This is a genomic window from Agarivorans sp. OAG1 (assembly GCF_037076485.1).
GTDB classification, from domain to species: Bacteria; Pseudomonadota; Gammaproteobacteria; order Enterobacterales; family Celerinatantimonadaceae; genus Agarivorans; species Agarivorans albus.
On the sequence record NZ_AP028990.1, the window covers coordinates 2,438,463 to 2,462,108 of the forward strand.

General features: G+C 42.0%; 17 protein-coding genes. 7 read left to right on the forward strand and 10 right to left on the reverse strand.

All coding sequences use genetic code 11. The features are described from left to right. Positions 1–9 precede the first annotated feature (9 nt). Positions 10–1,173, reverse strand: a complete 1,164-nt coding sequence (locus OAG1_RS11130) for an efflux RND transporter periplasmic adaptor subunit (RefSeq protein ID WP_338621333.1) — start codon at positions 1,171–1,173, stop codon at positions 10–12. A 209-nt stretch (positions 1,174–1,382) separates the two neighbouring features. Between OAG1_RS11130 and OAG1_RS11135 the strand changes: the two genes are divergently transcribed. Next, positions 1,383–1,886, forward strand: coding sequence for a DUF3087 family protein (locus OAG1_RS11135; RefSeq protein ID WP_338621334.1), 504 nt, complete (start codon positions 1,383–1,385; stop codon positions 1,884–1,886). Positions 1,887–1,919: 33 nt separating this feature from the next. Here the strand turns inward: OAG1_RS11135 and OAG1_RS11140 are convergent, their stop codons facing one another. Beyond that, positions 1,920–2,534: a single-stranded DNA-binding protein gene (locus tag OAG1_RS11140; RefSeq protein WP_338621335.1), complete on the reverse strand. Its 615-nt coding sequence runs from the start codon at positions 2,532–2,534 to the stop codon at positions 1,920–1,922. A 79-nt stretch (positions 2,535–2,613) separates the two neighbouring features. Here OAG1_RS11140 and OAG1_RS11145 point away from each other — a divergent pair, with 79 nt between their 5' ends. Continuing rightward, positions 2,614–3,312, forward strand: a complete 699-nt coding sequence (locus OAG1_RS11145; RefSeq protein WP_338621336.1) for a pseudouridine synthase — start codon at positions 2,614–2,616, stop codon at positions 3,310–3,312. Here OAG1_RS11145 and OAG1_RS11150 read toward each other — a convergent pair. Beyond that, complete coding sequence (locus OAG1_RS11150; protein ID WP_338621337.1) at positions 3,309–5,174, reverse strand: sensor domain-containing diguanylate cyclase; 1,866 nt, start codon at positions 5,172–5,174, stop codon at positions 3,309–3,311. The genes OAG1_RS11145 and OAG1_RS11150 overlap by 4 nt on opposite strands. Before the next feature lie 184 nt (positions 5,175–5,358). On the opposite strand from OAG1_RS11150, the gene malZ reads away from it, so the two are divergent. Further along, positions 5,359–7,194 (forward strand): maltodextrin glucosidase, encoded by a 1,836-nt coding sequence (gene malZ, locus OAG1_RS11155; RefSeq protein ID WP_338621338.1) that lies wholly within the window; start codon positions 5,359–5,361, stop codon positions 7,192–7,194. Between the two features lie 2 nt (positions 7,195–7,196). Here malZ and rmuC read toward each other — a convergent pair whose 3' ends face one another. Next, positions 7,197–8,606, reverse strand: a complete 1,410-nt coding sequence (rmuC, locus tag OAG1_RS11160) for a DNA recombination protein RmuC (protein ID WP_338621339.1) — start codon at positions 8,604–8,606, stop codon at positions 7,197–7,199. 116 nt (positions 8,607–8,722) lie between these two features. Between rmuC and OAG1_RS11165 the strand changes: the two genes are divergently transcribed. After that, positions 8,723–9,007, forward strand: coding sequence for an HlyU family transcriptional regulator (locus OAG1_RS11165; protein WP_016403255.1), 285 nt, complete (start codon positions 8,723–8,725; stop codon positions 9,005–9,007). A gap of 12 nt (positions 9,008–9,019) precedes the next feature. Here the strand turns inward: OAG1_RS11165 and OAG1_RS11170 are convergent, their stop codons facing one another. Continuing rightward, positions 9,020–9,814 carry a response regulator gene (locus OAG1_RS11170; protein WP_040307528.1) on the reverse strand — a complete coding sequence of 265 codons (795 nt, stop codon included), beginning with the start codon at positions 9,812–9,814 and terminating at the stop codon, positions 9,020–9,022. A 146-nt stretch (positions 9,815–9,960) separates the two neighbouring features. Here OAG1_RS11170 and OAG1_RS11175 point away from each other — a divergent pair, with 146 nt between their 5' ends. Beyond that, positions 9,961–10,818 (forward strand): tetratricopeptide repeat protein, encoded by an 858-nt coding sequence (locus OAG1_RS11175; RefSeq protein WP_338621340.1) that lies wholly within the window; start codon positions 9,961–9,963, stop codon positions 10,816–10,818. A 73-nt stretch (positions 10,819–10,891) separates the two neighbouring features. On the opposite strand, the gene OAG1_RS11180 is transcribed toward OAG1_RS11175, so the two are convergent. The 4 genes from OAG1_RS11180 to OAG1_RS11195 form a co-directional block, all read right to left on the reverse strand. Next, entirely contained in the window at positions 10,892–12,262 is a 1,371-nt protein-coding gene (locus tag OAG1_RS11180; RefSeq protein ID WP_338621341.1) for a glycoside-pentoside-hexuronide (GPH):cation symporter, read from the reverse strand. 218 nt (positions 12,263–12,480) lie between these two features. Further along, positions 12,481–12,813 carry a nitrate/nitrite transporter NrtS gene (gene nrtS / locus OAG1_RS11185; RefSeq protein WP_338621342.1) on the reverse strand — a complete coding sequence of 111 codons (333 nt, stop codon included), beginning with the start codon at positions 12,811–12,813 and terminating at the stop codon, positions 12,481–12,483. A gap of 39 nt (positions 12,814–12,852) precedes the next feature. Beyond that, positions 12,853–16,641: a translocation/assembly module TamB domain-containing protein gene (locus tag OAG1_RS11190; protein WP_338621343.1), complete on the reverse strand. Its 3,789-nt coding sequence runs from the start codon at positions 16,639–16,641 to the stop codon at positions 12,853–12,855. Continuing rightward, positions 16,638–18,332 (reverse strand): autotransporter assembly complex family protein, encoded by a 1,695-nt coding sequence (locus OAG1_RS11195; protein ID WP_016403261.1) that lies wholly within the window; start codon positions 18,330–18,332, stop codon positions 16,638–16,640. The genes OAG1_RS11190 and OAG1_RS11195 overlap by 4 nt, the downstream gene beginning before the upstream one ends. A 119-nt stretch (positions 18,333–18,451) precedes the next feature. Between OAG1_RS11195 and mobB the strand changes: the two genes are divergently transcribed. Both mobB and OAG1_RS11205 read left to right on the forward strand, forming a co-directional pair. Continuing rightward, positions 18,452–18,976, forward strand: coding sequence for a molybdopterin-guanine dinucleotide biosynthesis protein B (mobB, locus tag OAG1_RS11200; protein ID WP_338621344.1), 525 nt, complete (start codon positions 18,452–18,454; stop codon positions 18,974–18,976). A gap of 52 nt (positions 18,977–19,028) precedes the next feature. Then, complete coding sequence (locus tag OAG1_RS11205) at positions 19,029–21,167, forward strand: FAD-dependent oxidoreductase (RefSeq protein WP_338621345.1); 2,139 nt, start codon at positions 19,029–19,031, stop codon at positions 21,165–21,167. A 13-nt stretch (positions 21,168–21,180) separates the two neighbouring features. On the opposite strand, the gene OAG1_RS11210 is transcribed toward OAG1_RS11205, so the two are convergent. Continuing rightward, positions 21,181–23,643, reverse strand: coding sequence for a GGDEF and EAL domain-containing protein (locus OAG1_RS11210; protein ID WP_016403264.1), 2,463 nt, complete (start codon positions 23,641–23,643; stop codon positions 21,181–21,183). Positions 23,644–23,646 lie beyond the last annotated feature (3 nt).

A 23,646-nucleotide genomic window follows, 5' to 3' on the forward strand; every position in this document is an offset into this window, starting at 1 on the left:
ACCGACTCCTTAAGATTGGGTATCAGAGAATGGTTGAACAGTATCCATTTCGTGGTCTACTTCAGCGCCAACACGGGCTTTTTGTAAACCTTCAGTGATAACCAAATCGCCTTTTTCTAAGCCTTTCTCTACTTCCCAGTCGATACCATAGCGCTGGCCAAGTTCAACATTCCGACGACCAACCATGTTCTTTTTATCAACGGTTAGTACATAACGACCTTGTTGGTCTTCTTGTACCGCACGTTGAGGGATTAACATCACCTCTTGCATTTCTGGCGATTCGATAATGACGGTGACATATAAGCCAGGAACGATGATGTGTTCTTTGTTTGGGAACTCGGCACGAATTGCTAAGGTACCAGTGGTGGCATCAACTCGGTTATCAACAAAATCCATTTTGCCGACTTCATCAAACATAGTGCCGTCAGGGAACTTAATTTTTACTGGGAAATCGCTAAGTTTAAAGGGAGTCGTAACAGACTTATGAGCTCGTTGAGCCTCAATAAGCACTTTTTCCGGCAATTGGAAGTTAACCCAAACAGGCTCCATTTGAACTAAATCAGCCAGCTCGGTTTGATCAGGTGAAATCAAATCACCAGTAAAAACAGCCGCTCGGCTAATACGGCCAGTAAACGGCGCGTAAATTTTTGTGTAGCCAAGCTCGAGTTTTGCATTATCTAATTCGGCATTCGCGCTTTGCAAGGATGCTGCTGTTTGCAATTTGCGAGACAGCAAGTTGTCATAATCAGACTGGCTAATGAAGTTATCCTTAATAAGGCCTTCACCACGCTTAAAATTTAAAACAGCTGTATCGTAGGCAGCTTTTGCTTGTGCAACTAGGGCTTTAGAAGCCTTAACTGCAGCATCGTATTGCGCAGGGTCTATTTCAAACAGTAAAGCGCCCTCCTCTACAATGCTACCTTCTTCGAAGTTGGTTTTTAACAAGTTACCGCGCACTTTAGATTTGATAGTGATATCTTGGGTTGCTTCAGTTCTGCCAACAAAATCATTACTTGGTGTTACTTCTTTCATTGCAACTTCAAGAACTTTCACATTGGCTTTAACAGCTGGAGGAGGTGGTGGTGCTGTGTCACACGCACTTAAAAACGAAAGTGAGGCAAGTGTTAGGCCTAACGCCTTTGCCACACGAGCTACAACAGGTGTGCGGTTCATAAACATTCCTTGTATATTTTTGTGTACCGAGTAAACCATAACTAATCATAGTCCTAATGTGGAAGCATGAAAACTAAAGTACTTACTTTTAACCAACATTTTTCTAAATATTAAACAACAGCTTACTTTATGCTCAGAGTTGCTTTCCATTTCCTGAAAAAGCCCGATTTTGATACCATCTAAACCAAACTAAACTCTTTGGCTTAAACATGCAGTTTCAAAAAATTGACAAAACCGTTTATCAACAACGTTCTCGCTATACCTATATTGGTATTTCTGGTTTGTTGATTTTGTTCACCTTGTTTTGGTCAAGCCTATTTATCGCGCTGTTTTCTAAGGGTCCTGATAACTTCTATCTCAACCTATTGGGCGTGGTAGCAGCAGTTGTTAGCATTGTCCCTGTGGTATTAACGCTGAAAGACAGAGAATGGTTTTATGAGGTCATGTATGTTTGGCGCTTAAAGCAAGAACTCAACAAAATTAATCGCAAAATGGCAGCTTTAGTCAAAGCCATGAATAAAGGAGATGGAACGGCTTTTGAGATCGTTAAGTTTTCGTATTTAGGTAGTCGTCAAATTTGGGAGTTAGACGACAATACCCTTATGCTCAACGAGTTAACCATTTCTGAGAATAAACTTGAGCAGCAAGCAGCACAGTTTAATCTAATCATTAATGCCGACAACTACTCCACCAGCGCATTAGAAAAGTACTAAGTTCGCTTTACTAAACAATTTGAAAGCTAAAATTTAGGCTTTTAAATGAAGACAAGTATGACCGTCTACTAAGATCGGAGAAATGGCTTTATCTTCGGCAAAAGCCTTTTTAAGCGCCCCCTCAAGGACTAACTTGTCACCTATATTTGCCTGTTTATCAATTAGTTCTGCGGGATAAGCCCACAGATTGCAATTAACTACATGTTGTTGATCTGATTGATCAGTAGAAATTTGCAACTTTAAATAGCTTTGATTGTTTATACTCTTTCGCAAAGAAGACTTTCCAACAATTTCACCAACCAAAGTAACTTTGTTCCAATAGAGTTGAGAAGGTGCGCCAACAAAGCTTACTTGTTCAACCTCAATGGCACTAGAGATAGCACCTTTGCTGTCTTTTTGGTTTTTTAAGTGGCCACTGATCACCACACCATCGCCCGCTTTTGCATACTGTTTAATTCTTTCCGCCTGCTCTCCTCGAGCATTAAGCTGAAATACTTCTACTTGCTCCTTGCCACTTCCTTTAGGCTTTCGCTTGAACAACACTTCAAACTGGGTAATGGCAGTACCATCACTAAAGTAGCGTAGGGTAATGTCCTTAGACACAATGTTGCCTAGAATCTCTACCGATGAGCGACAGATTACTTGCAAAAACTTTTCTCCACTTGAAGCCTTTAACGGCATTGTTTAGTAAACTTGTGCCACAGCAAAGTAGCAACAGAACCCCATTATGAAATACCCTTGCCGATTAGACAAATTCCTATCTAAAGCCGGGCACATATCACGAAGCGATGCTAAAAAGTATATCAAAAACAAACGTGTGACAGTGAATAGTCAAATTCAAACAAATGCACAATTTGCTATTGGTGAAAGTGACAACGTTGGTTTAGATAGCAAAGAATTGAAGCTAATCGAACATCAGTATTTCATGTTAAATAAACCAATAGGCTATTTAAGCACTGAAGCTGAAGCTAACCACCCCAGTGCCATGTCCTTAATAGACTCTCCACTTAAAATACATGCTGCCGGACGCTTAGATGTAGACACATCAGGTTTATTGCTTTTGACCAGTGATGGCCAATGGTCACATAAAGTCACGAGCCCCAATAGCAAAAAGTTTAAGGATTACAGAGTTAGCCTTGCCGATACGGTTAGCGATAATGACCTTCAGCTACTTGCAAAAGGCCTTTTGCTGCGAGGTGAAGATAAACCTACTCTCCCCGCCGTAACTAAACGTATCAATGAAAAGCAATTCATTCTGAGTATTAGTGAAGGGCGTTACCACCAGGTTAAGCGAATGTGCGCCGCGATAGGCAACAAAGTTATCGCCTTACACCGGGAGAAAATTGGTGACGTAATGCTAGATAATGAATTACAACCTGGCGAGTATCGAGAGCTAGCTGAAACAGAAATAGCGAGCTTCAACTAATCCGTTTCCATCATAGATGCATACTCAACAACCTGGTTACGCCCGTTATTCTTAGCCGTGTATAGGGCCTTATCTGCCTGCTTGTATAGTTTAGCAAAGCTACTGTCTTTTTCGCTTTGAGTAATACCAAAACTACAAGTAAAACTAGGCACAGCTTTATCTTGCTCGAAGGCCAGCCGCAGTCGCTCAGCCAAATTGATTGCCTGTGTAAGGTCGGTTTCAGGCAGTAACATAATAAACTCTTCTCCACCCCAACGGGCGAGTAAGTCAGTTTCTCGTTTTAACTTAGTAATTGTTTCTACTAAACGAATCAAACACAAATCACCAGTATCGTGACCATATTGATCATTAAGCTGTTTGAAGTGGTCAACATCAATCATTAATATTGAAAAACGAGAACCATTGCGATCACTGCGGCTTTGCTCCAGGAATACACTGTCTTCAAAATGACGACGATTTGCTGCACCGGTTAAAGGATCGGTATTGGCCAGCTGCAAAAGCTTATCTTCAAGCGTTTTCTGAGCGCTAATATCAATACTAGAGCAAACAAAGTTATGCAGTTTTCCCTGCCAATAAACAGCCGTTACGGTCATTTGTTGAATAGTATTGAGGCCATTATTACCTAGTATAGAAACCTCTCCTAACCAACTACCTTCTTCAGCAGCAATTTTAAGTACTTCATCAAATCCAGGGTCAGATTGGCCAAAATCCGTAAGCTTAGTGCCAATCATTTGTTCCGCATCTACACCTACTTTTTTTGCTAAGTATTGATTCACCTGCATTACCTTCCCGGTAGGGTTAATAATAACTTGTGAAAACTCTCCTTCAAAAGCAGCTTCTCGCAGCGCGTTAAGTTCTTCAACAACTGCTTTTTCACGGCGAATCATCTCGGTTAAATAAGCGGCAAAGAAACATCCAACAATCGATACCAAGTAGACAATTGCGATAAATATCAACCAGTGTCGGCTGTCTGTGGCTAAGTCTTTATAGGATATATACAAAAATGCAGTGTTAGGGTTCGAATCTTCGTATTCATCAAGTACTGAGGTAAACATTAAACCGCTGCCAACGTCATAGGGCGAAGCAGCATCTCGATAAGCCTTGTCATCGAAATAGTCACTAAGTGATGAATAATCTAGTTTGCCAACCAAGTTCAGTAATTTTTTGGAGGTATCTTGGCTAAAGTCACCTTCTATAACGATATCGTCACTAGTTACAATAACTGCGCGCTCGACTAACATCGGGCGACCAACGAAATGTACAGTTTGATTAATCGCCTGCTGATCGTACTCATTAACCATCCAACCCACCAGTTTTGACCACTTATCAAATACCGGTATATACAAAACATAGTAAGTTTGTTGGTTAGATTTGTCGTAGATAACCTTGGTAGATATAACTCCCTCGTCTCTCCATGAGAGGCCTTTAAAATAGTTTTTAATGATTGGGTTAATACCAGAGCTCCACTCTAAAGTGTGACCCTCTTTACTTTGGTTTAGAGCTAGGTCTACGCGCCCATCACGGTGAACGTAGTAAAAGTTGCCCTCTAAATTCACATCGCGAGCAATTCGCTGCCACTCGGTAGCGAGCGTGACCAGTGTTAACTCAGATTCATCATTAACGTAGTTAAGTAGGCCTAGCGTTCGGGTCAACAGAGACAGTCGTTGCGACAACAGGCTTATTAAATGCTTGTTAGCGGTCTTAAATCCACCAAAAGACAATTCAACTTCTTCAACTATTTGATGCTTTATGGTTTGGTAGCGGTGAGAAAGCACCGCAGCGAACAATAAGGTGACCAACAGCGCCCAAAAGCCTGCCTTTTTTTGCCAAGAAATGTTGTTTTTAAGAAAACGTGAATTCAATTGCGCACTTTAAAATCTATTTAGATACAAACTATTATTAAACAACTGAAGCGTTTTTGCTCTTTAAAACTGCTGTTAAAGTTAAAAAAGCAAAGGCTAAATCAAATAATGTGAAATTCAATATTCATACTTGAATGCTTGCCCTGCTGCTAGGATACTTAGCAAAAAACAAAAAGGTAAATACATGACTGATTTTCGCTTTCATCCACAAAGTCAGGTTATACAGCAGCAAGACAGCTATTTAATTACTCTCTATACCGCCATTAATCACAACTACCACAAAGTGTTTGTGCGAGTAGAACCAGACCACGAAGAATGGTTAATGGAAATGACTAAGCCGAGCATTGAAGGTAATTGGCTTAAGTGGCAAATCAACATTCCTGTTAGCCCGCACTCCCCGCTAACACTTTATTGCTTTAAACTTTTAAGCAAAGACAACCAATGCTATTTACATGCAGCGGGTGAATCTTCTCGTCTACCACAAAAACATTTTCACTTTAGAATTAACAGCCAAGCTAAACCGCCGGAGTGGGCGAAGCAGCAAGTTTTTTATCAAATATTCCCGGAACGCTTTGCTAATGGCGACCCAAGCTTAACGCCAAACGAAAACAATTACAGTTACCAAGAAGATGGTAGAAAAATTGTTCAAAAACAGTGGGGAGAGTCAGTCGCTAAATCTCATTCTGGTACCGGCGCTACCGAGTTTTACGGCGGCGATTTAATTGGTATAGAACAAAAGCTAGATTACCTGCAAGAGCTGGGTATAACAGCGCTCTACCTTAACCCCATTTTTTGTTCTCCAAGTAACCATAAGTACGACTGTACCAACTACTTCAAGGTTGAACCCCACTTCGGTGGTGACGAGGCTTTAATAAGCCTATCAGAAAATATGAAAAGCCGTGGTATGAAGCTAATGCTAGATGCGGTAGTTAACCATACGTCTAATCAACATCACTGGATGGATTACTACCAGCAACATCAAGGCGGCGCTTACCATAACCAAGATTCACTGTTTAAAGATTGGTATCACTTTGATAAAAGCGGCAACTATTGGTCATGGAAAGGCGTTGAAACCTTACCCAAGTTAAACTTTGCCAATGTAGAGGTGCAACAAGCTATCTATGAAGGCGAGCAATCTGTACTAAAACACTGGTTAAAACCGCCCTTCTCTATCGACGCTTGGCGCTTCGATGTCATTCATATGCTTGGTGAACATAATAGCGCACAAAACAATGCCCATTATGTGGCTAAGTTTAGAGAGTCTATCAAGCAAACGAACAGCGAAGCCTACATGATAGGAGAACACTTTGCAGAGGCAACACAATGGCTGCAAGGTGACCAAGAAGACGCAGCCATGAACTACTACGGTTTTAACCAACCCATAGTCGCGTTCTTGGCGGGAGTTGACGTTCCACGCTACGTGCCTCTTAAAATTAACGCAGCTGATTTAGCCACCTGGCTGGCCGAAGCGCGCGGTTCTATCCCCTTCGCCAATCAGTTAGCACAATACAACCTATTAGATAGCCATGACACGCCGCGTTTTTCTCACTTAGTGAACGAAAGTGAAGAGCTTACAAAAATTGCAGCTACCATGCTGCTCACATATATCGGTGTACCGTCAATTTACTACGGTGATGAAGTAGGCCTAACTGGCGCTAATGATCCAGACTGTCGCCGTTGTTTCCCTTGGGATGAGAAGCAATGGAAACACGCTTTGCTTAAGCATTACCAGCAACTAATTTCGCTGCGCAAACAGCGTAGTGAGTTACAGCAAGGTGACCTTATAAGCCTGCTTGAGAGTGACGACGTATGGGTGTTTATGCGTTGGCTTCCAGAGCAACATAGTATTGTGGTGATTAACCGAGGAGAGTCTCAAGAGCTAGACTTAAACCTAGCCCACCTACAAGACAAGGTTCCTTACAAAGTATTTGATAGCAGCGAAGAGTTAGTTGCCGATTCAAATGGAAAATTGGCACTATCACTAGCTGCTCAATCTTCCATGGTATTAATTAGCCAATAGGCTTATTCCTCATACTGGCTATCTGTCAGTAATTTCGCATCTAAAGACTTGCTAGCGTTTATCTGCAAGTCTTTTAGTTGCTGGGCTTGCCTAACCAAATTTCCCTTACCAGTGCTGAGTTTATTCATGGCATTTTGATAGCTATCGTTTGAACGTTGCAGTTGTTGGCCATGACTTTTTAAATCTTCCGTGAACGCAACAAACTTATCGAATAACTTCCCTGCCCGTTGTGCGATCACTTGAGCATTTTGTTGTTGGTGCTCAGTTTTCCATAAGTTCTGAATTGTTCTAAGCGCCACCATCAAACTGCTTGGACTTACCAATAATATATTGGACTCTAGCGCAAAGTTAATTAGCGAAGGATCTTGCTCTAAGGCGCTAAGGTAAGCGCCTTCAATTGGGATGAATAGCAATACATAATCTAAGGATGGTAGTTGATACAAAGTATGGTAATCCTTTTTGGATAAACCAATAATTTGTTGGCGTAAGCTTTTAGCATGTTCTTTTAACGCAGCTAACTGAGCTTCACTATCTTCGCTATTGTAATAACGCTCATAAGCAACTAGGTTTACTTTTGAGTCAACAATAACTGACTTATTGTCCGGCAGTTTCACTACAACATCGGGTTTAATGGTTTGACCATGTTGGTTAACCCCTACTACCTGAGTTTGATACTCGTGCCCTGCTCTAAGACCTGAAGATTGCAAAATTTGTTCTAATATCAGCTCTCCCCAGTCACCTTGTTGTTTATTATCGCCTTTTAACGCTTTAGTTAAGCGCACTGCATCTTCACTAATCTGCTGATTAAGTGATTGCAAAGTAACAATTTGGTCTTTTAAGGAATGCCGCTGCTTGGCTTCGTTTTCGTAGCTTTGTTGAACCTGCTGCTTAAAACCATCCAGTTGCTGTTTTAAAGGCTGTAATACCGACTCAATACTCTGTTTACTCTGTTGTTGTAGTTCTAGGCCTTTCTCCGAAAATATTCGATTAGCTAACAGCTCAAACTGGTTGTTGACTCGCTCTTCGCTTTTTTCTAAATAGCTGATTCGTTCTTGTAGCGCAATGTCTTTTTGTTGCAGTAAAGCACAGCGTTGCTGTTCTCGTTGTAACAATTGCTGGCAGGTATCTAAGTCCTGTTTAAGCTCTCGCAGGTGCTGCAGTTCGGTATGTAACTCGGCTAGTGAGATGTCTTTGTCGTGGTCTTGCTGCTGTAATTGTTGATTAGCTAGGCTTTGCTCTTGTAAATCAATCTCTAGCTGTTGTTTTACCAGCGCAAACTCTTCGCTTTTTTTGGAAAAAGCTCTACCTTTTATGCTATTTACCAACAGGCTTACAATTAGTAAAAAAAGTAAGGAAAAAGTAATAGCAGCACTCATTTGGTTAAATTGAGAAAAAATAGTCTCTAAGTTCACAGTAAATCCATTGCGATTATGTTGAATTGCTCGTTATCATGCATCATACAGTATGCAGCTCGCCAATCTTAAAGCTGTAGTATATGTTTTAGCTTAAATTTAGGAAAATCATTAAGATGAGTATCTTTTCAGCTTTAAAGAAAATGTTCCAAGCTGCGCCAGTTACCCCCAAAAGCTATCCAGCGGAAGTTTACAATGAGTTCACCATTGCCCCTCAGCCACAATCTGCAAATGGGCAATACCGTGTGGCGGCTCAAATCAGTAAAACTGTAAATGGTGAATTGAAAGAGCACATGTTTATCCGCTCTGATACATGCGCTAGCTCAGACGACGCCGCCGAACTAGCCATGCACAAATGTAAAACGTTTATTGATCAAATGGGTGATCAAATTTTCGATTAAGCAACAGCGGTGCTAATCAAACAACCGGGTTAGCACCTGTTTTACCGCGTCAATATCAAACGGTTTGTCGACTAAAGCTGATACGCCGCTTTGCCTTACACCATCAAGCTTGGCGCAATTATTTTCAGATGTCACCATCAGAGCCGGGATCTCACAAAAGGTTGGATGTTGGCGCAATGCTTCAATTAATGCCGCCCCATCCATTATCGGCATGTTGTAATCGGTAATCACCAAATCTACTTGGTTGTTTACCATCAACGATAAAGCTTCCTGACCATTTTCTGCCAAAATCAGTTTAGTTAAACCAATGTTTTCTAATACTTTTGAAATATGACGGCGAGCCGTTTGGCTGTCATCTACAACCAGTACCGTTTTATCAGAAAAATCTAAGTTATCGATAACTTCACTATCTGGCTCTATATAACTAATGGTTGCTTGCAGCGCAGACAATAAGTGTGTGAATTCGAAAGGCTTAGGCAAAATAGCAATAACACCCGCTTGCTTAATTGCGTCTAAAGTGTGGTGACAGGCTTCGCTAGAAATCAGCATAAAGGCCACATCACGGCTTAAATCATTAGCTCGTAACTGTTGCACTAAATCGGTAGCTGTACCGTCGCTGAAATACATAGAGCTAACCACCAAATCTGGTGCAGTTTTAATTGCGAGGTCCAGGGCCTGTTGACAGTTCTCTGCCATTAAAAAATTATCAATACCTGCTTCATGCAAGCGCGTTCGAATGATGTTGCGTTGCATATTTGAAGGTTCTACTAATAAGATCGTAAGATCAGCTAACGACAGTGTATCCATAACATCCTGTTTCACTAACAATAGGAATGTTCATAGTACCGCTTTAAGCTATCCATTTTTATCGCTAATTTGCTAATCTAGCATTCTTACTTGAAAAACATGCTTTTAGTCACCAAATTAAGGCTAAACAACCAACGGAAAACACTATGCAGCCCACAACGTCTGTTATCGATATTAGTTTTGAGAACGCCCAACAAGTGTTAATTGAAGGTTCAATGAACCTGCCAGTAGTGGTGCATTTTTGGTCGCCTTCTAGCCCTCAGTGCGAGCCACTGTTTTCTTTACTGCAACAAATCCATCAACAAACCGGCGCAAGCTTTACCTTAGCTCGGGTTAATATGGATGAGTTAGCACCGCTTGCTCAGCAACTTGGTGTTGCACAAGCCCCAGCTGTAGTTATCCTAAAAGAAGGTCGCCCAGTTGATGGCTTTGCCGACATTCCTTCTCCAGAACAAGTTACAGAAACCATTGTTCGTCATTTACCTGCACCCGAAGAGCAACTGTTAGCAAAAGCTAAAGAGCTACTAGCAGAAGACCAATCGGTAGAAGCATTAAACGTGATACGTGAAGCTCATAGTCTAGCCCCTCAACGTAACGACATTATCTTGGTATTAATTAGAGCCTTGCTTAATAACCAAATCGCAGACGAGGCCGAGACACTGTTAAACGGCTTGCCACTTGAGGACCAACAAGCCGATTTTCATGAGTTAAAAAGCCAATTTGAGCTGCTAAAAGCAGCAGCCGAAAGCCCTGAGATTAAAGCGCTTGAAAGCAAACTGAACACAGCTGACGATAGCGCTGAGCTGCGCTTAAGCTTGGCTATTCAGTATTCTCAAGCAGGTCGTAATCAAGAAGCTCTTGAACTCCTGCTAGCGATACTTCAAAAAGACTTAGAGTGCCTAGACGGCCAGATTAAAAAGAACTTCTTAGATATGTTAGCCACTCTAAATGGCGACCCTTTATCATCTCAGTACCGCAGAAAGTACTTTAGCCTTTTGTACTAGCAGTAAGGCTAAAGCATAATGCACAAAAGCCAACATCGATGATGTTGGCTTTTTTTATTAAATGCAATGTGGCTTACACTGCATCGGCAGCTAACTTGTTAGCTTGCTCAGGGCTTTGTTGTTTTGCCAGTTCTAGAGTATTCGCATCTAAACGATAGAAATGCATAACAAATACCAAGGAGAAGAAGAACACACCTGGGATAAAGGTGTACAGTAGGTTAATCCACGTAGTTGCCTGAGTTGATTGGAGCTCAGCACCACCAACATAGCCAGCACCAGCTAAAATCCACCCCACCATGGCGCCACCAATAGCGATGCCAGCTTTAATTGCGAACAGATTGGTAGAAAACACCATGCCACTTAACGAACGACCGCTGCGTGATTTTTCATAATCAACCACATCGCTCATCATGCTCCACAACAACGGTGTAGTGCTCATTTGCACAACGCTTAGCACTATCATTACAACAAACACTAAAATCACATTGCTAGGATCAATAAAGAACATTGCAGCTGATAGTGCCCCAGAAATGCCAATCAGCACTTTATAGGTTTTAATCTTGTCAAAACGGCCAAGCACTGGAGAAGACGCCATTGCACCAACAATATTAGCCAGCATTCCTGCCACCATCATCATAGTGGCTAGATCGGCGCGCCCCATCACTGTGTTTACGTAGTACATGGTCGAAGCTGCTTTTAAAACAACGCCGGTGAGCAAAACAATATTTAGGATAAACAAAACCCGCCACTGGGTGTTTTTCCACAGTAACTTCACATCACTAAAGGTAGACCCTTTTTTGCTTGGACTCAGCTCAGCAGTATGGTGCTCTTTGGTATTTGCGAAACAATAAAAGAACAGCAACATTGCGCCAATACCCATCACAACCATTGCACCAAGATAGCCTTTTTGTTCATCACCTTGTCCGATGTATTGAACCAAAGGAAGAGCGACCAGAGCAACCACTAAACCACCTGCGGTGCTTAAAGCAAAACGATAAGACTGCAAGGACACACGTTGTTTAGGATCATTGGTCATGGCATTTGCCATCGCACAATAAGGTACATTAATGGCGGTATACATCAGTGTTAGCAGAATGTATGAAGCATAGGCATAAATAACCTTGCCGGTAGAACCTAAATCGGGAGTATAGAATGTCACCATACAGGCGATACCAAACGGAATGGCCATCCACAAAATATAAGGTCTAAATTGACCATGCTTAGTCCGTGTTCTGTCTACCAGCGATCCCATTATTGGGTCGGTTATCGCATCGATAAAACGAACTAACAAAAACATGGTACCCATGTGTACCGGGGATAGGCCATATACGTCGGTGTAATAGTAAGCTAAGAACAGCATCACCGTTTGCCAAACAAAATTACATCCCATGTCGCCCAAACCGTAGGCTACTTTTTCCTTAACCGTTAGGTTAATTGTGCTCATTTGATCTCCGAAATCATCTTATATTTTTCGGAAACAATTTTGGTTCAACAAGTTTATCCAGGCTATTATTTTATAGTTAACCTTATTTACGATATCCATCATATGCGACACAGCTCATAAGCAACATATATAACCAAATACTAAAACGTAATTTTGTAACAATTGGAATTAGTGAAATGTTAAACAACAGTCAAACTTAGTGGGCTATTTGTAGACAATTAAACGTTAGATTTTAACAGCGATTTAATGCTAAGCAGGCTTTGTTTAGTGCTTGAAGGTAATGGAGTGAGTGGTTCTAGTGTTGATTCTAGATTTAGTACCTCTTGGTTAAGCTGTTCGATTAACTCATCATTGCTATTGCTAGCTGACTTATTGCCGTTAGCCATCGCACCACTAAAATAAGATACTAAAAACGGAACACAGTAGGTGAATAATAGCGCGCCCCACTTAGGGCTCGCACCGTTAACAATATCCCATTGGTTTATTAGGTTTAAGATCGAACCAACGATGACAGCAACAACTATAGCTCTTGCCATGATTTGTTTATTCATGATGATCCTTATCTATACATTGCAAACCAAACACATGGTTTATTCTAGGTAAAACTCGTAATAAACATCTAGTGCGCTATTTAAGCCAGAGAATGCCTCAATAAACAATTTGGGCAAGATCTCATATTTAATGGTTAGTTCGTTAACTGGGTCAAAAACTCCCATGCCATATCTTACTTGGACCCCAGGTAATACATAGGCACTCACTTCTACTTGAGTGGAGCTACCAGAACCAGCGGTACTTAGTGACAAATCATTTAAGCCAAGAGTATTACCTACATTACCCACTAGCCCTTCTGCTCTGCCGAGACCAGCACTAAGTAACATAGAAGACAAGGCATTGTCATCTTGCTCGCTATCACTTAATGCCCGCCCCCGTAGTAGGTAAGATAACATTTCATTTTGCGACATCGATGGCTCGGAAAACAAACTAACCTGAGGCGCATCGGCTAAACCAACAACTTGCACCCCAACGGTGACATCATCAGAAATCGTATCTGGATTACGTACTGCTTGAATATCAAGATAAGGTTGCTCTAAAGGACCAGTAAACATGATCCAACCTTTCTCAATAAGTAGGTTTTGCCCGTAAGCTCTAAAGCGCCCATCGACCAACTCGATGCGTCCATCTGCCAGCAAGGGCTCGCTAGGTTGTTGTTTTAAGTTTAAATGACCTTTTAAGTTGGTGTTCAAGCCTAAGGCCTCAAGGGTAATCTCCTCGGCTAAGGTCACTGTTACATCTATCTTTGTACGCTGAGAAGCAACAGCTTCGCTTTGCTCTTCAATGACAATCGCATCCGAAGACTCTGAAACTGCAGACTCTGGCAAAGACTTAACTTTTATCGCGCCCTCTTCTACGGCTACCGTGCCGCCAATGTCGATAAGATCGTCGATTAACTTAATTTTAATATCTGGCGAAACAGCTAAGGTAGCGTAAGGATCAACGATAATTGGAAGCAACTTGGCATTTATATCCAACTCACCCTCTAAGTTATTATTGGGCCACGCAAATTCGCCCTGCCATTGAGCAGTTCTTCCTTCACTATTAAATTTACCGGAGATATTGGCTTGCTGGTTGTCTAGCAAGATTTGCGTTTCTAGTTGCTCAATACTCAAGGGCACATCGGGCCCAGATACATATCCTTCAGTTAGATTTATTTCTCCATCTAACTGAGGTGAAATTACCTGCCCTTTAACTACAACTTCACCGTCTATTCGACCTTCTAAGTTATCGAGAACAGTTACAAATGGAAGCAAAGGTGAGAGACGAATATTGTCGATATCTAACTTGCCGTCTATTTGTCCTTCTTTATTAATCGAAGTTACTCCTGACGAGCGTAAGGCACCTAACTCTTCTGACTCAAATAAGGCTTGCCACTGCAAGGTATCACCTTCAAGATCAGCGTCTAGGCTTAATACTTGATAACTTAAGGTTACTTCATTGAGTTCAGTTTTTTGTATAACTGAACCTGGATTTAGATGTAAGTTTATTTTTGCTGTTTCTGGAACCCATTGACTAAACTGCGCGTTAACTTCTGCAGATGCTTGTCCCTGCAACTCAGTTCCCTCTGGCAGTAGATGATTTAATACCAGAAAATCAAAGTCTTTTACCCGCAAGTCCAGCTTACTATTGCCATCAGTAGAAAATGGCGACAACAAACACAACTCACTGTCATCACGAGACCAGCAGTGCTCCCCAACACTTGCTACCGAATCTTGATAAGCAAGATCGATAGGATTTGATAAGTACCAAGTGCCCAATTCTGCAGTTAAATCGGCCTTTAGTAACTGACCTTGCCATGAAGACAAGGTGCCTCCACCTGTTAAATCCAAATGTAGATTACGAGTTGACTGTTCAACCGCCAGATTAAGCGTTTGATTTTGATTCTTGCTCACATACTTAAGCGTTGCTTCGTTTACTGTTTCGCCAGCTACTTTGAGATTTGCTAGAGCAAGATCAAGCTGACCAGAAAAGCTTTCGTCTAAGCGCAGGTTTCCTTTACTTGTTAGGGCATCAAGTGCTATTTGCTTGTTTGCAATCTGCTCGGCTTTAATTTGCCAATTGACCGTGGGCTGGTTGAGCTCGCCAGTTACTTTAACTTGCGCTGTTGCTGCCCCACTTTCTAACCAAGGTAATTCTGCTAATTGAGTTGCTGTTAAATTGGCATTTACTGCGATGGTTTGTTCGTTTAACTGCACACTGCTATTAATTTGAGTATTTGCAAGAGCGATTAATGCATCAACTTGATTAGTTTGTTTTGCTAAGTCTCCACTTGCTGATGCCTGAATACTCAAAGGAAGCTTTAACCACTCACCTGTAATATTAGCGTTTTCTAGCGACCATACTTGGTCTTCGATGCTAGCAACAAGTTTGCCATCTAAGTCCGGCAGGGCCATATCATCGCCGAGATCTAGCCAATGACTAAGCTGCAAATTATCTATGTCAGCATTTAGTTGAGCACTTAAGGTAGGCGCCCAAGCTGCAGTGCCGCTAAACTGAAACCCGCCAACCACCTTGCGGGTTGACTCATTAAACTCAGTACCATTTAGCTTATTCTGATCGAGCAATTGATCTTCGCTGCTTTCATCTATGACGAGTTTTTCAAGTAATTCACCCTGAATGTCAAACGCTTGCAGCTCGTTCAAGTCACCTTGTAATTGTGCGTTTAACCAAAGATCTTGAACACCAGCTAAGTCACTTTGCAGTTGTAATTGATAACCAGTTAGGTCACCACTGGTGTTAAGACTTAGACTGGTCAAGGTGAGCTGTTCATCAACCAAGCTAAACGCTTTGTTTAGGTCAGCTCGTAATTCAAAAGGCAGGTTTGTTTGTAGCCAAGCTATTTGGCTATCTAATTGGCTTTCAATCAATCCGGATGTGGTAATTTCAGCATTTAGCTCGTCACCATCGCCGTTTAAGCGAAAGTTGGTGAGCAATTGTTGGTCAGCCAGCGGCATATCCCAAGCACCTTCTAGCAGAGATGCATACCGGTTTTGAAATGCCTGCTTACCACTAAGTTGCAGATTTCCCCATGGGCTTTCTACGTATAGCTTCGCTAACTCTAGTTCTGCAAAACCCAAGACTACACGTAGTTTAGCTACAGGAAATTCTAGCTCTTGGGTATCCAGCTTTAACTTACCTTCTATTAATTGAAGATCGCTAACATCTACCCGATATGGCATGGTGATCTGTGGTACTTCGATGAGCAGTGGTAATAGTGGCTTGGATTCTTCACTGTTTGTCTGGGCTTGCTCTTCCTGCTCACTACCTGCTGATAGCGCAACTTGCCAGTTGTTTAAATGCAACTGCTCTACTTGAATATTGTCTTCTGCCCAATGGGCTTGAATAAGCACTTTCTGCCAAGAAATATCTATCCCATCAAAAATGATAGACGCGTTACTCACATTGAGTAGATTAACCACAAATGGAAATGGAGGTTGCCAAGGGCCAGTGTCTTCCTCTGGCTCAAGAGGTTCTGGCTCGCTTGTTGAGGCTTGGGCCATAGCTTGAGTATCTACCTCAACAGTAAGCGTTGAGCTAACCAGCTTTTCGACACACAGTTTAGTTTGGCTAATACACACCCAGTCTAAAGCAAGCTCTAAATCAGTTAACTCAACCAACAAGCCAGCTTGCTGCCAGCTCAGCCGCTGTGCCTTTATGCCCTTATACAGATTACCATCGGGCTCAATAATGCTTAGACCATCAACTAAGTCACTAAGCTTAGTTAATATCCATTGGGTACTAGGGGTAAACGATAACGCAAGTATCAAACAAAATAGTAAAGCGCTTATAGAAATTAGCGTGTATTTAACAGCCCGAAAAATCATAAATCAGGCCCTAGAGAAAAGTGAATACGCCAAGGGTCAGACTCATTTTGTAAGCCCTTCGCAACATCTAAGCGTAATGGACCAATTAGCGTTAGCCAACGAATACCCATACCAACACCAACAGAAACGGGCTCAGAAAAATCATTAGTTGCGGTACCGGCATCTACAAAAGTAGCCCAGCGCCACTTTTCAGCAAATTGATAGTTATACTCCACGCTACCCACGGTGAGATATTTACCACCAATCAATTGGCCGTCGTCATTTTTTGGGCTAATGGTTTTATAATCATATCCACGAATGCTTTGGTCACCACCGGCAAAGAAACGCATAGATGCAGGTACGTCGGTAATATCATCAACCAGAATGCCACCGAGGTCAGCCCTAAGTAAGATGCGATGATTTTGATAAGAACGTAACCATTTACCCAAACCCGCTAAGCGCAACATTTCTACATCTGAACCCCAATAAGGATGTCCCACTTCTAAGCTAGCTTGTAAGTTATCACCCCAGTATGGGTCTAAACCACCACGGGTACGCAAACGAGCAAAGTTAGCACCGGGTAGCACCAAATCAGATACAGAATACTGATCAGCCTGGCGGTATTCTTCGTGTTGCCACTTTAAAAACAAAGAAGGCTTCCATTCGTTATCTAAACGCCATTGACGGGTGGTAGACAAAATAGTCTTTTCACTTTCGGTGTCATTGGTTTTTTCGCGAATATAACCTGTTTGAATATCCACGTAATCGTCTACTGGATTATCTATGGGGATCCGGTAAACAAACTGAGCGCTTTGCTTTGGCTCTGCGGCTTCAATCTCAAAAGTAATACTATGGCCATTTTCGTTCACCCAGGGTCGGGTCCATTTTAACCTAACTCTTGGGCCAATATCGGTAGTAATACCACCACCCACCTCAAAGGTATCGCGCGGCTTTAATTGCAAGCCAACCAATAAATCAATTTCACCGTCATGTCGATTGCCAATATCCGGTCGAACAGATATCACTTGGAAGTAGTCCGTTTCACCTAGTCGCTGGTTAAACTCGCCTACCTTTTGTGAATCGTAACGATCTTGCTTATTAAACTCAGCCAAATTAGCAAACATAGTTCTGGGTAATTCTGGATTTGTAAACACGATGTCGCCAAAACGATAACGCTCGCCAGAGTCATAACTCAAATAGATGTCGGCGGTATTATTTACAATACTGATCTGAACTTCTGCTTTATGGTAAACCGCATCGAAGTAGCCATATCGAGAAGCTAAGCGGTCGAATTCTGATTTAAGGCTGTCGTAGGCGGCATGGGTAAAAACTTGTCCTTCGGCTAAGCCACTGCGAGCTATAGCGCCGGTATAACGACTGTCTTTCGTAGCTGCGCCAACAAAATCCAATTCAAACTTGTTTACCCGCAGCCGTTCACCTAGCTCTACATCTACCAGGAACTTTTTTTCTGCGGTTTCTGTTATGGTAATTTCGCTTTGGTAATAGCCTAGGGCACGCAGCGCGCGTTTGGTTTGTTCACTACTGGCGCTGATTATTCGGCGGGCACTACTGTTATCAGGAAAGGTTTGCGCTTCTAGGTAGACCTTTACATTATCTTTTGACTCACCAGAAATGCCTTGGTAATCAAAATCTATCGCTGCTACCGAAGTGGTAAACAAAACAAGCAACATCGGCCACAAGCGAAAAAACAAATGCACAAATCCTTAGAAAATCCTTTAAGCGCTCAGTTTAATGTTTTTTTGTAAGTTTAAAACCACTTATCTGCTTAGGCTTTGTTAAATTGGTAAAAAATAACTAACTTGGAGATAAAATGACTAGAAACTGGCCAAAACCAATCATCGCCTTGGCTGGCTATAGCGGCAGCGGAAAAACCACCTTACTAAGCCAACTTATTCCTTTGCTAAAGGCACAGGGTTTAAGTGTTGCGGTTATAAAACATAGTCATCACGCAATAGAGTTAGATAAACCGGGTAAAGACAGCCATAAGTTTGCAGAGGCTGGCGCCGAACAGGTGATACTTTCCTGCCCTCATAAACGGTACCACTTTAGTTTTCAGCAGCAACATGACGACTTAAACGAACAGTTGTCTTGGATAAACTGGCAACTATGCGATTTAGTGATTGTTGAAGGCTATCGACATAGCGAAGTGGCAAAAATAGAAATTCATCGAAGCGATCTTGGTAAGCCTTTGCTGTTCCCAAATGACAAGCACGTCATCGCTGTGGCTAGCCCTGATAAGCTTAATACAGACTTACCTTTGTTAGATTTAAATAAGCCTAAGCTAATCAGTGATTTCATATTAGCCTATACTAACAACGTAAAAATTGTGAAATAGAATCATAAGCTTATCGGTCTATAAACTGTCACTACTGTTTAGAGAACAAAATATGAAACCAAATAAACTGATTGTTGTAGCAGTGCTCGCTGTTATTGTCGGTCTTATCCTGTGGTTCGACTTAGGCCAATGGCTTAACTTCGAAACCATTAAACAAAGCCAAGCTGATTTACAAAGCACTGTAGAAAATCACTTCTTAGTGTCTATTGTTGCTTATTTCTTTTTGTATGTTTTTGTAACCGCATTTTCGATACCAGGCGCCGCCCTTCTTACTTTGCTGGCCGGCGCATTATTTGGTGTAGTGAACGGCGTAATAATGGTTTCTTTTGCCAGTACTATCGGCGCGAGTTTAGCATTTATTGTAGCTCGCTACTTAGTGAGGGACAGCTTAGAGCAGCGCTATGCCGACAAACTAAAGAGCATTAACAAAGGTATAGAAAAAGAAGGTGCTTTTTATCTTTTAAGTTTAAGGCTAATACCAGTCTTTCCTTTCTTTTTAATCAACCTTGTAATGGCATTAACCAAACTGCCTCTTAAAACCTTTTATTGGGTAAGCCAAATAGGCATGTTCCCCGCAACCGTAGTGTATGTGAACGCAGGCACCGAGTTAGCAAAGTTAGATAGCTTATCGGGAATATTGTCACCGTCTCTTCTTATTGCCTTCACCCTATTGGGTATTCTTCCTTACATTAGCAAGGCAATCTTAAATGGCATTAAGCAACGCAAAGTCTACGCCCCCTACCAAAAGCCAAGTTCATTTGATAACAACATGTTAGTTATTGGAGCGGGTGCTGGTGGCTTAGTGAGTTCATACATCGCTGCGGCTGTTAAAGCAAAAGTCACCTTAGTTGAAAAGCACCTAATGGGCGGCGACTGTTTAAATACTGGATGTGTCCCCTCTAAAGCGTTAATACGCAGCGCAAAGTTTGCCTATGAAGCGAGTAATGCAGAAAAATTTGGTTATGAGAAAGTCGATGCACAAGCAAATTTTGCCAAGGTAATGCAACGAGTACACGATGTTATTCAACAAGTTGAACCACATGACTCGGTAGAGCGCTATACCAAATTAGGGGTTAACTGCGTTCAAGGCACCGCAAAAATCATTAGCCCTTGGGAAGTCGAAATAGACGGTAAATCAGTGACTACCCAAAACATTGTAGTTGCTACTGGTGCTCGGCCACTTGTACCCGGCATCCCCGGTTTACAAGAGGTCGAATATTTAACCTCTGATACGCTTTGGCAGCTAAAACAACTCCCAGAAAAGCTGCTCGTGTTAGGTGGTGGTCCAATTGGTTGTGAATTAACCCAAAGTTTTGCTCGATTAGGTGCCGAAGTGACCCAAATAGAAATGGCCGACCACTTATTAATCCGAGAAGACCTAGAGGTGAGTAAGTTGTTAGAAGAACAGTTTACCAATGAAGGTATCAATCTATTATTGGGTTGGAAAGCGGTTAGCTTTCATAATCAAAACGGCCAGCAAAGTGTAAAACTGATTAAAGGCGAGCAAGAAAAAGAAGTTATTTTTGATAAAGTGATACTCGCATTAGGCCGCGTTGCAAATACTAAGGGCTTTGGATTAGAAGAGCTTGGTATTGAAAACTCAGAGCGCGGCACGATTGCTGTAAATGAACATTTGCAAACCAATTTCCCCAATATTTATGCTGTTGGCGATGTGGCTGGGCCTTATCAATTTACCCACTTTGCAGCTCATCAAGCTTGGTATGCCGCTGTAAACGCGCTGTTTGGTCGATTCAAAAAATTTAAAGCCGATTACTCGGTAATTCCAGCCGCAACCTACACCTATCCCGAGGTTGCTCGTGTAGGTTTAAATGAGCAAGAAGCTAAGCAACAGGATATTGGTTACGAAGTGACTAAGTTTGAGCTAGAAGAACTAGACCGCGCAATTGCTGAAGGTGCAACTAAAGGCTTCATTAAAGTGCTTACCGTACCAGGAAAAGACAAAATACTTGGTGCAACCATTGTTGGTGAGCATGCTGGAGAATTATTAGCAGAGTTCACCTTAGCAATGAAGCATGGCTTAGGTTTAAACAAAATCTTAGGAACAATACATGCCTACCCAACCATGATGGAGGCAAACAAGTATGTAGCGGGTGAATGGAAGCGTAATCACGCTCCCGAAAAAATCCTATCCTATCTTGAGAAATTCCATGCTTGGACGAGAAAAGCGTAACTAACCTTATTGGTCAGGCTATTTCAGCCTGACCAATAAACAAACGTTCCTCAAAGATTTCAGGCTCAAGTGCTTCACTAAAATAGAACCCTTGGTAAACCGTACAGCGACGGTACTTTAAGAACTCTAATTGATACTCAGTCTCCACACCTTCTGCAATAACTTCTAAATCTAAGTTCTCAGCCATGGAGATAATGGTGGTAATAATGGCACATTCACTACCGCCACTTTGTAATTCGCTCACAAAGGATTTATCAATTTTTAAACAGTTAATTGGCAACTTGTTCAAGTACGCCAGTGACGAATAGCCAGTACCAAAATCATCTACCGAGAAACGAACCCCTATATCACGCAGCGCTTGAATTTTCTCTACCGTGTCTTGCACGTTATCTACCAATACACCTTCTGTAATCTCTAACTCAATGAGTTTAGGGTCACAGCCTGCTTCTTGAATAATCGCTAGCGTTTCTTGCACAAAGGTATTGCGGTGGAACTGATTGGGGCTAACGTTTATAGATAAAGTCTTAAAGTTTTCTGGTAAACCTCTATCTTCCCAAGTCTTCAGGGTTTCACAGGCACTACGCATAACCCATTGTCCTAGGGTAACAATTAAGCCTGTTTCCTCGGCCAGTGGAATAAACCGTCCAGGAGAAATCCAGCCTAATTTGGTGTCGAACCAACGAAGCAGTGTTTCGGCGCCCACCATCTCAAAATTGGCGTTATAGCGAGGCTGAAAATATGCCACCATATCTTCGTTTTCTAGCGCTTCTCTCATCATTTTAGTTAACTGGTGACGCTCTTGAATTTCGTCTGCCATTTGATCAGAGAACACATGAACACTGGAGCGTTCATTATCTTTACCATGATAAAGTGCAATGTCTGCCTGTCGTAAAATCTCGGTAGCATTACTATCGTGATTAGGGAACAAGGCTACGCCAGTGGTTAAGTTTAGCGATATTTGGTTACCTTTAATCACAAACTCTTTATGAATGACTCGCCCTAAATGCTCTGCCATATTGCTGGCAAGCTGCTTCGCTTCTTCGCGATCGGTAGATAAATTTGGCACTAATAAAGCAAATTCATCACCGCCAAGGCGGGCTACAGTTTCGGTGCTAGTGCGCCCCTCACGCAAACGGTGAGCGATCAAACGAAGCAGTAAATCACCTGCAGCATGACCTAACATGTCATTTACATTTTTAAAGTGGTCAATGTCGAGGTAAATCAACGCACCAACTTTATTAGATTTACGCCCTCTTTCGATTTCGAGGTCTAAGTTTTCAAGAAGCTTACGGCGATTAGACAATCGAGTAATGTCGTCATGAGAAGACTGAAAACGCACCAACTCTTGAGCTGAACGTACTTCGGAAATGTTTGTCTGAGTGCTAATCACTCGTGAAGGTAGACCGCGTTCACTGCGCTCAACGACCATACCTCGAGATAAAACCCACAAATAGTGACCGTCTTTATGCTTAACCCTGTGCATTGACTCATACACTTTGTTTTTCTTTTTCAAATGCTTGCGCAATTCATTAAGGGTTTTGTCTAAGTCTTCCGGGTGGATCCTAGACTCCCACTCCTCAATCTTTTCACCTATTTCACTATCTTGGTAACCCAACATGGCTTTCCACTGTGGCGAGTAGTACACAGAGTTAGTGATTAAATTCCAGTCCCAAATGCCGTCGCCAGAGCCACTTAAAGCGAATTGCCAGCGCTGTTCACTACGTTGCAGTTGGGCAAAGCTGCTATGAATACCATTGGCCATTTTACCAATTGCATGTTCCAAAGCACCGATTTCACCTTGGCTTTTTGCTGCAATATTAGCATTTCGATGGGTTTGAATTTGCTTTGTGCGCCCCACCAGTTTGTTGATAGGTGCAACTAATAATCGGTTAAGCATTAATACCAACAACAGCATAGCCACCGACATGTAGATGAAGGTTTTAATCGCTTCATCGATAATCATCTCACGCTTTACTAACCAAGTATTTTGCAAGTTATAACTTACAAATATTGCGCCCTGCTCGGCTCTTCGCAGGCTGTCTTCTCGCGGCCCCATGTCTAAAGGTAGATACAAATTAACTTGCCAATGTTCAGGCAATACTTGCGATACTGGTGAGCGTTTATTTTTTACCTGATTAAACAATTCGGTATTAAAGTAATTGGCATTGTCAGCGGCAAACAGACTCTTTTCTGCACGTTTGTTAGATATCTGAACCAAACCTTGAGGGTCGATAACCTGCAGTGAATCCAGTTGTTGATTTAAAGCTACTAGGGTTAGCTGTCGCTCGGCGATATCCCATTGATGACGAGATAAACTGTCTGAAAGGCTTTGCTGAAGCTGATAGCCAATATGCAACAAACGTTGGCTAGCATGTTCAGCCATTTTATTACGTTGCTCATGCAGCGTACCTAACAATAATAAACTTTGAGCAATCACTAATAATACCAAGGCCAAAATAGGTATTACTACACTCAATGA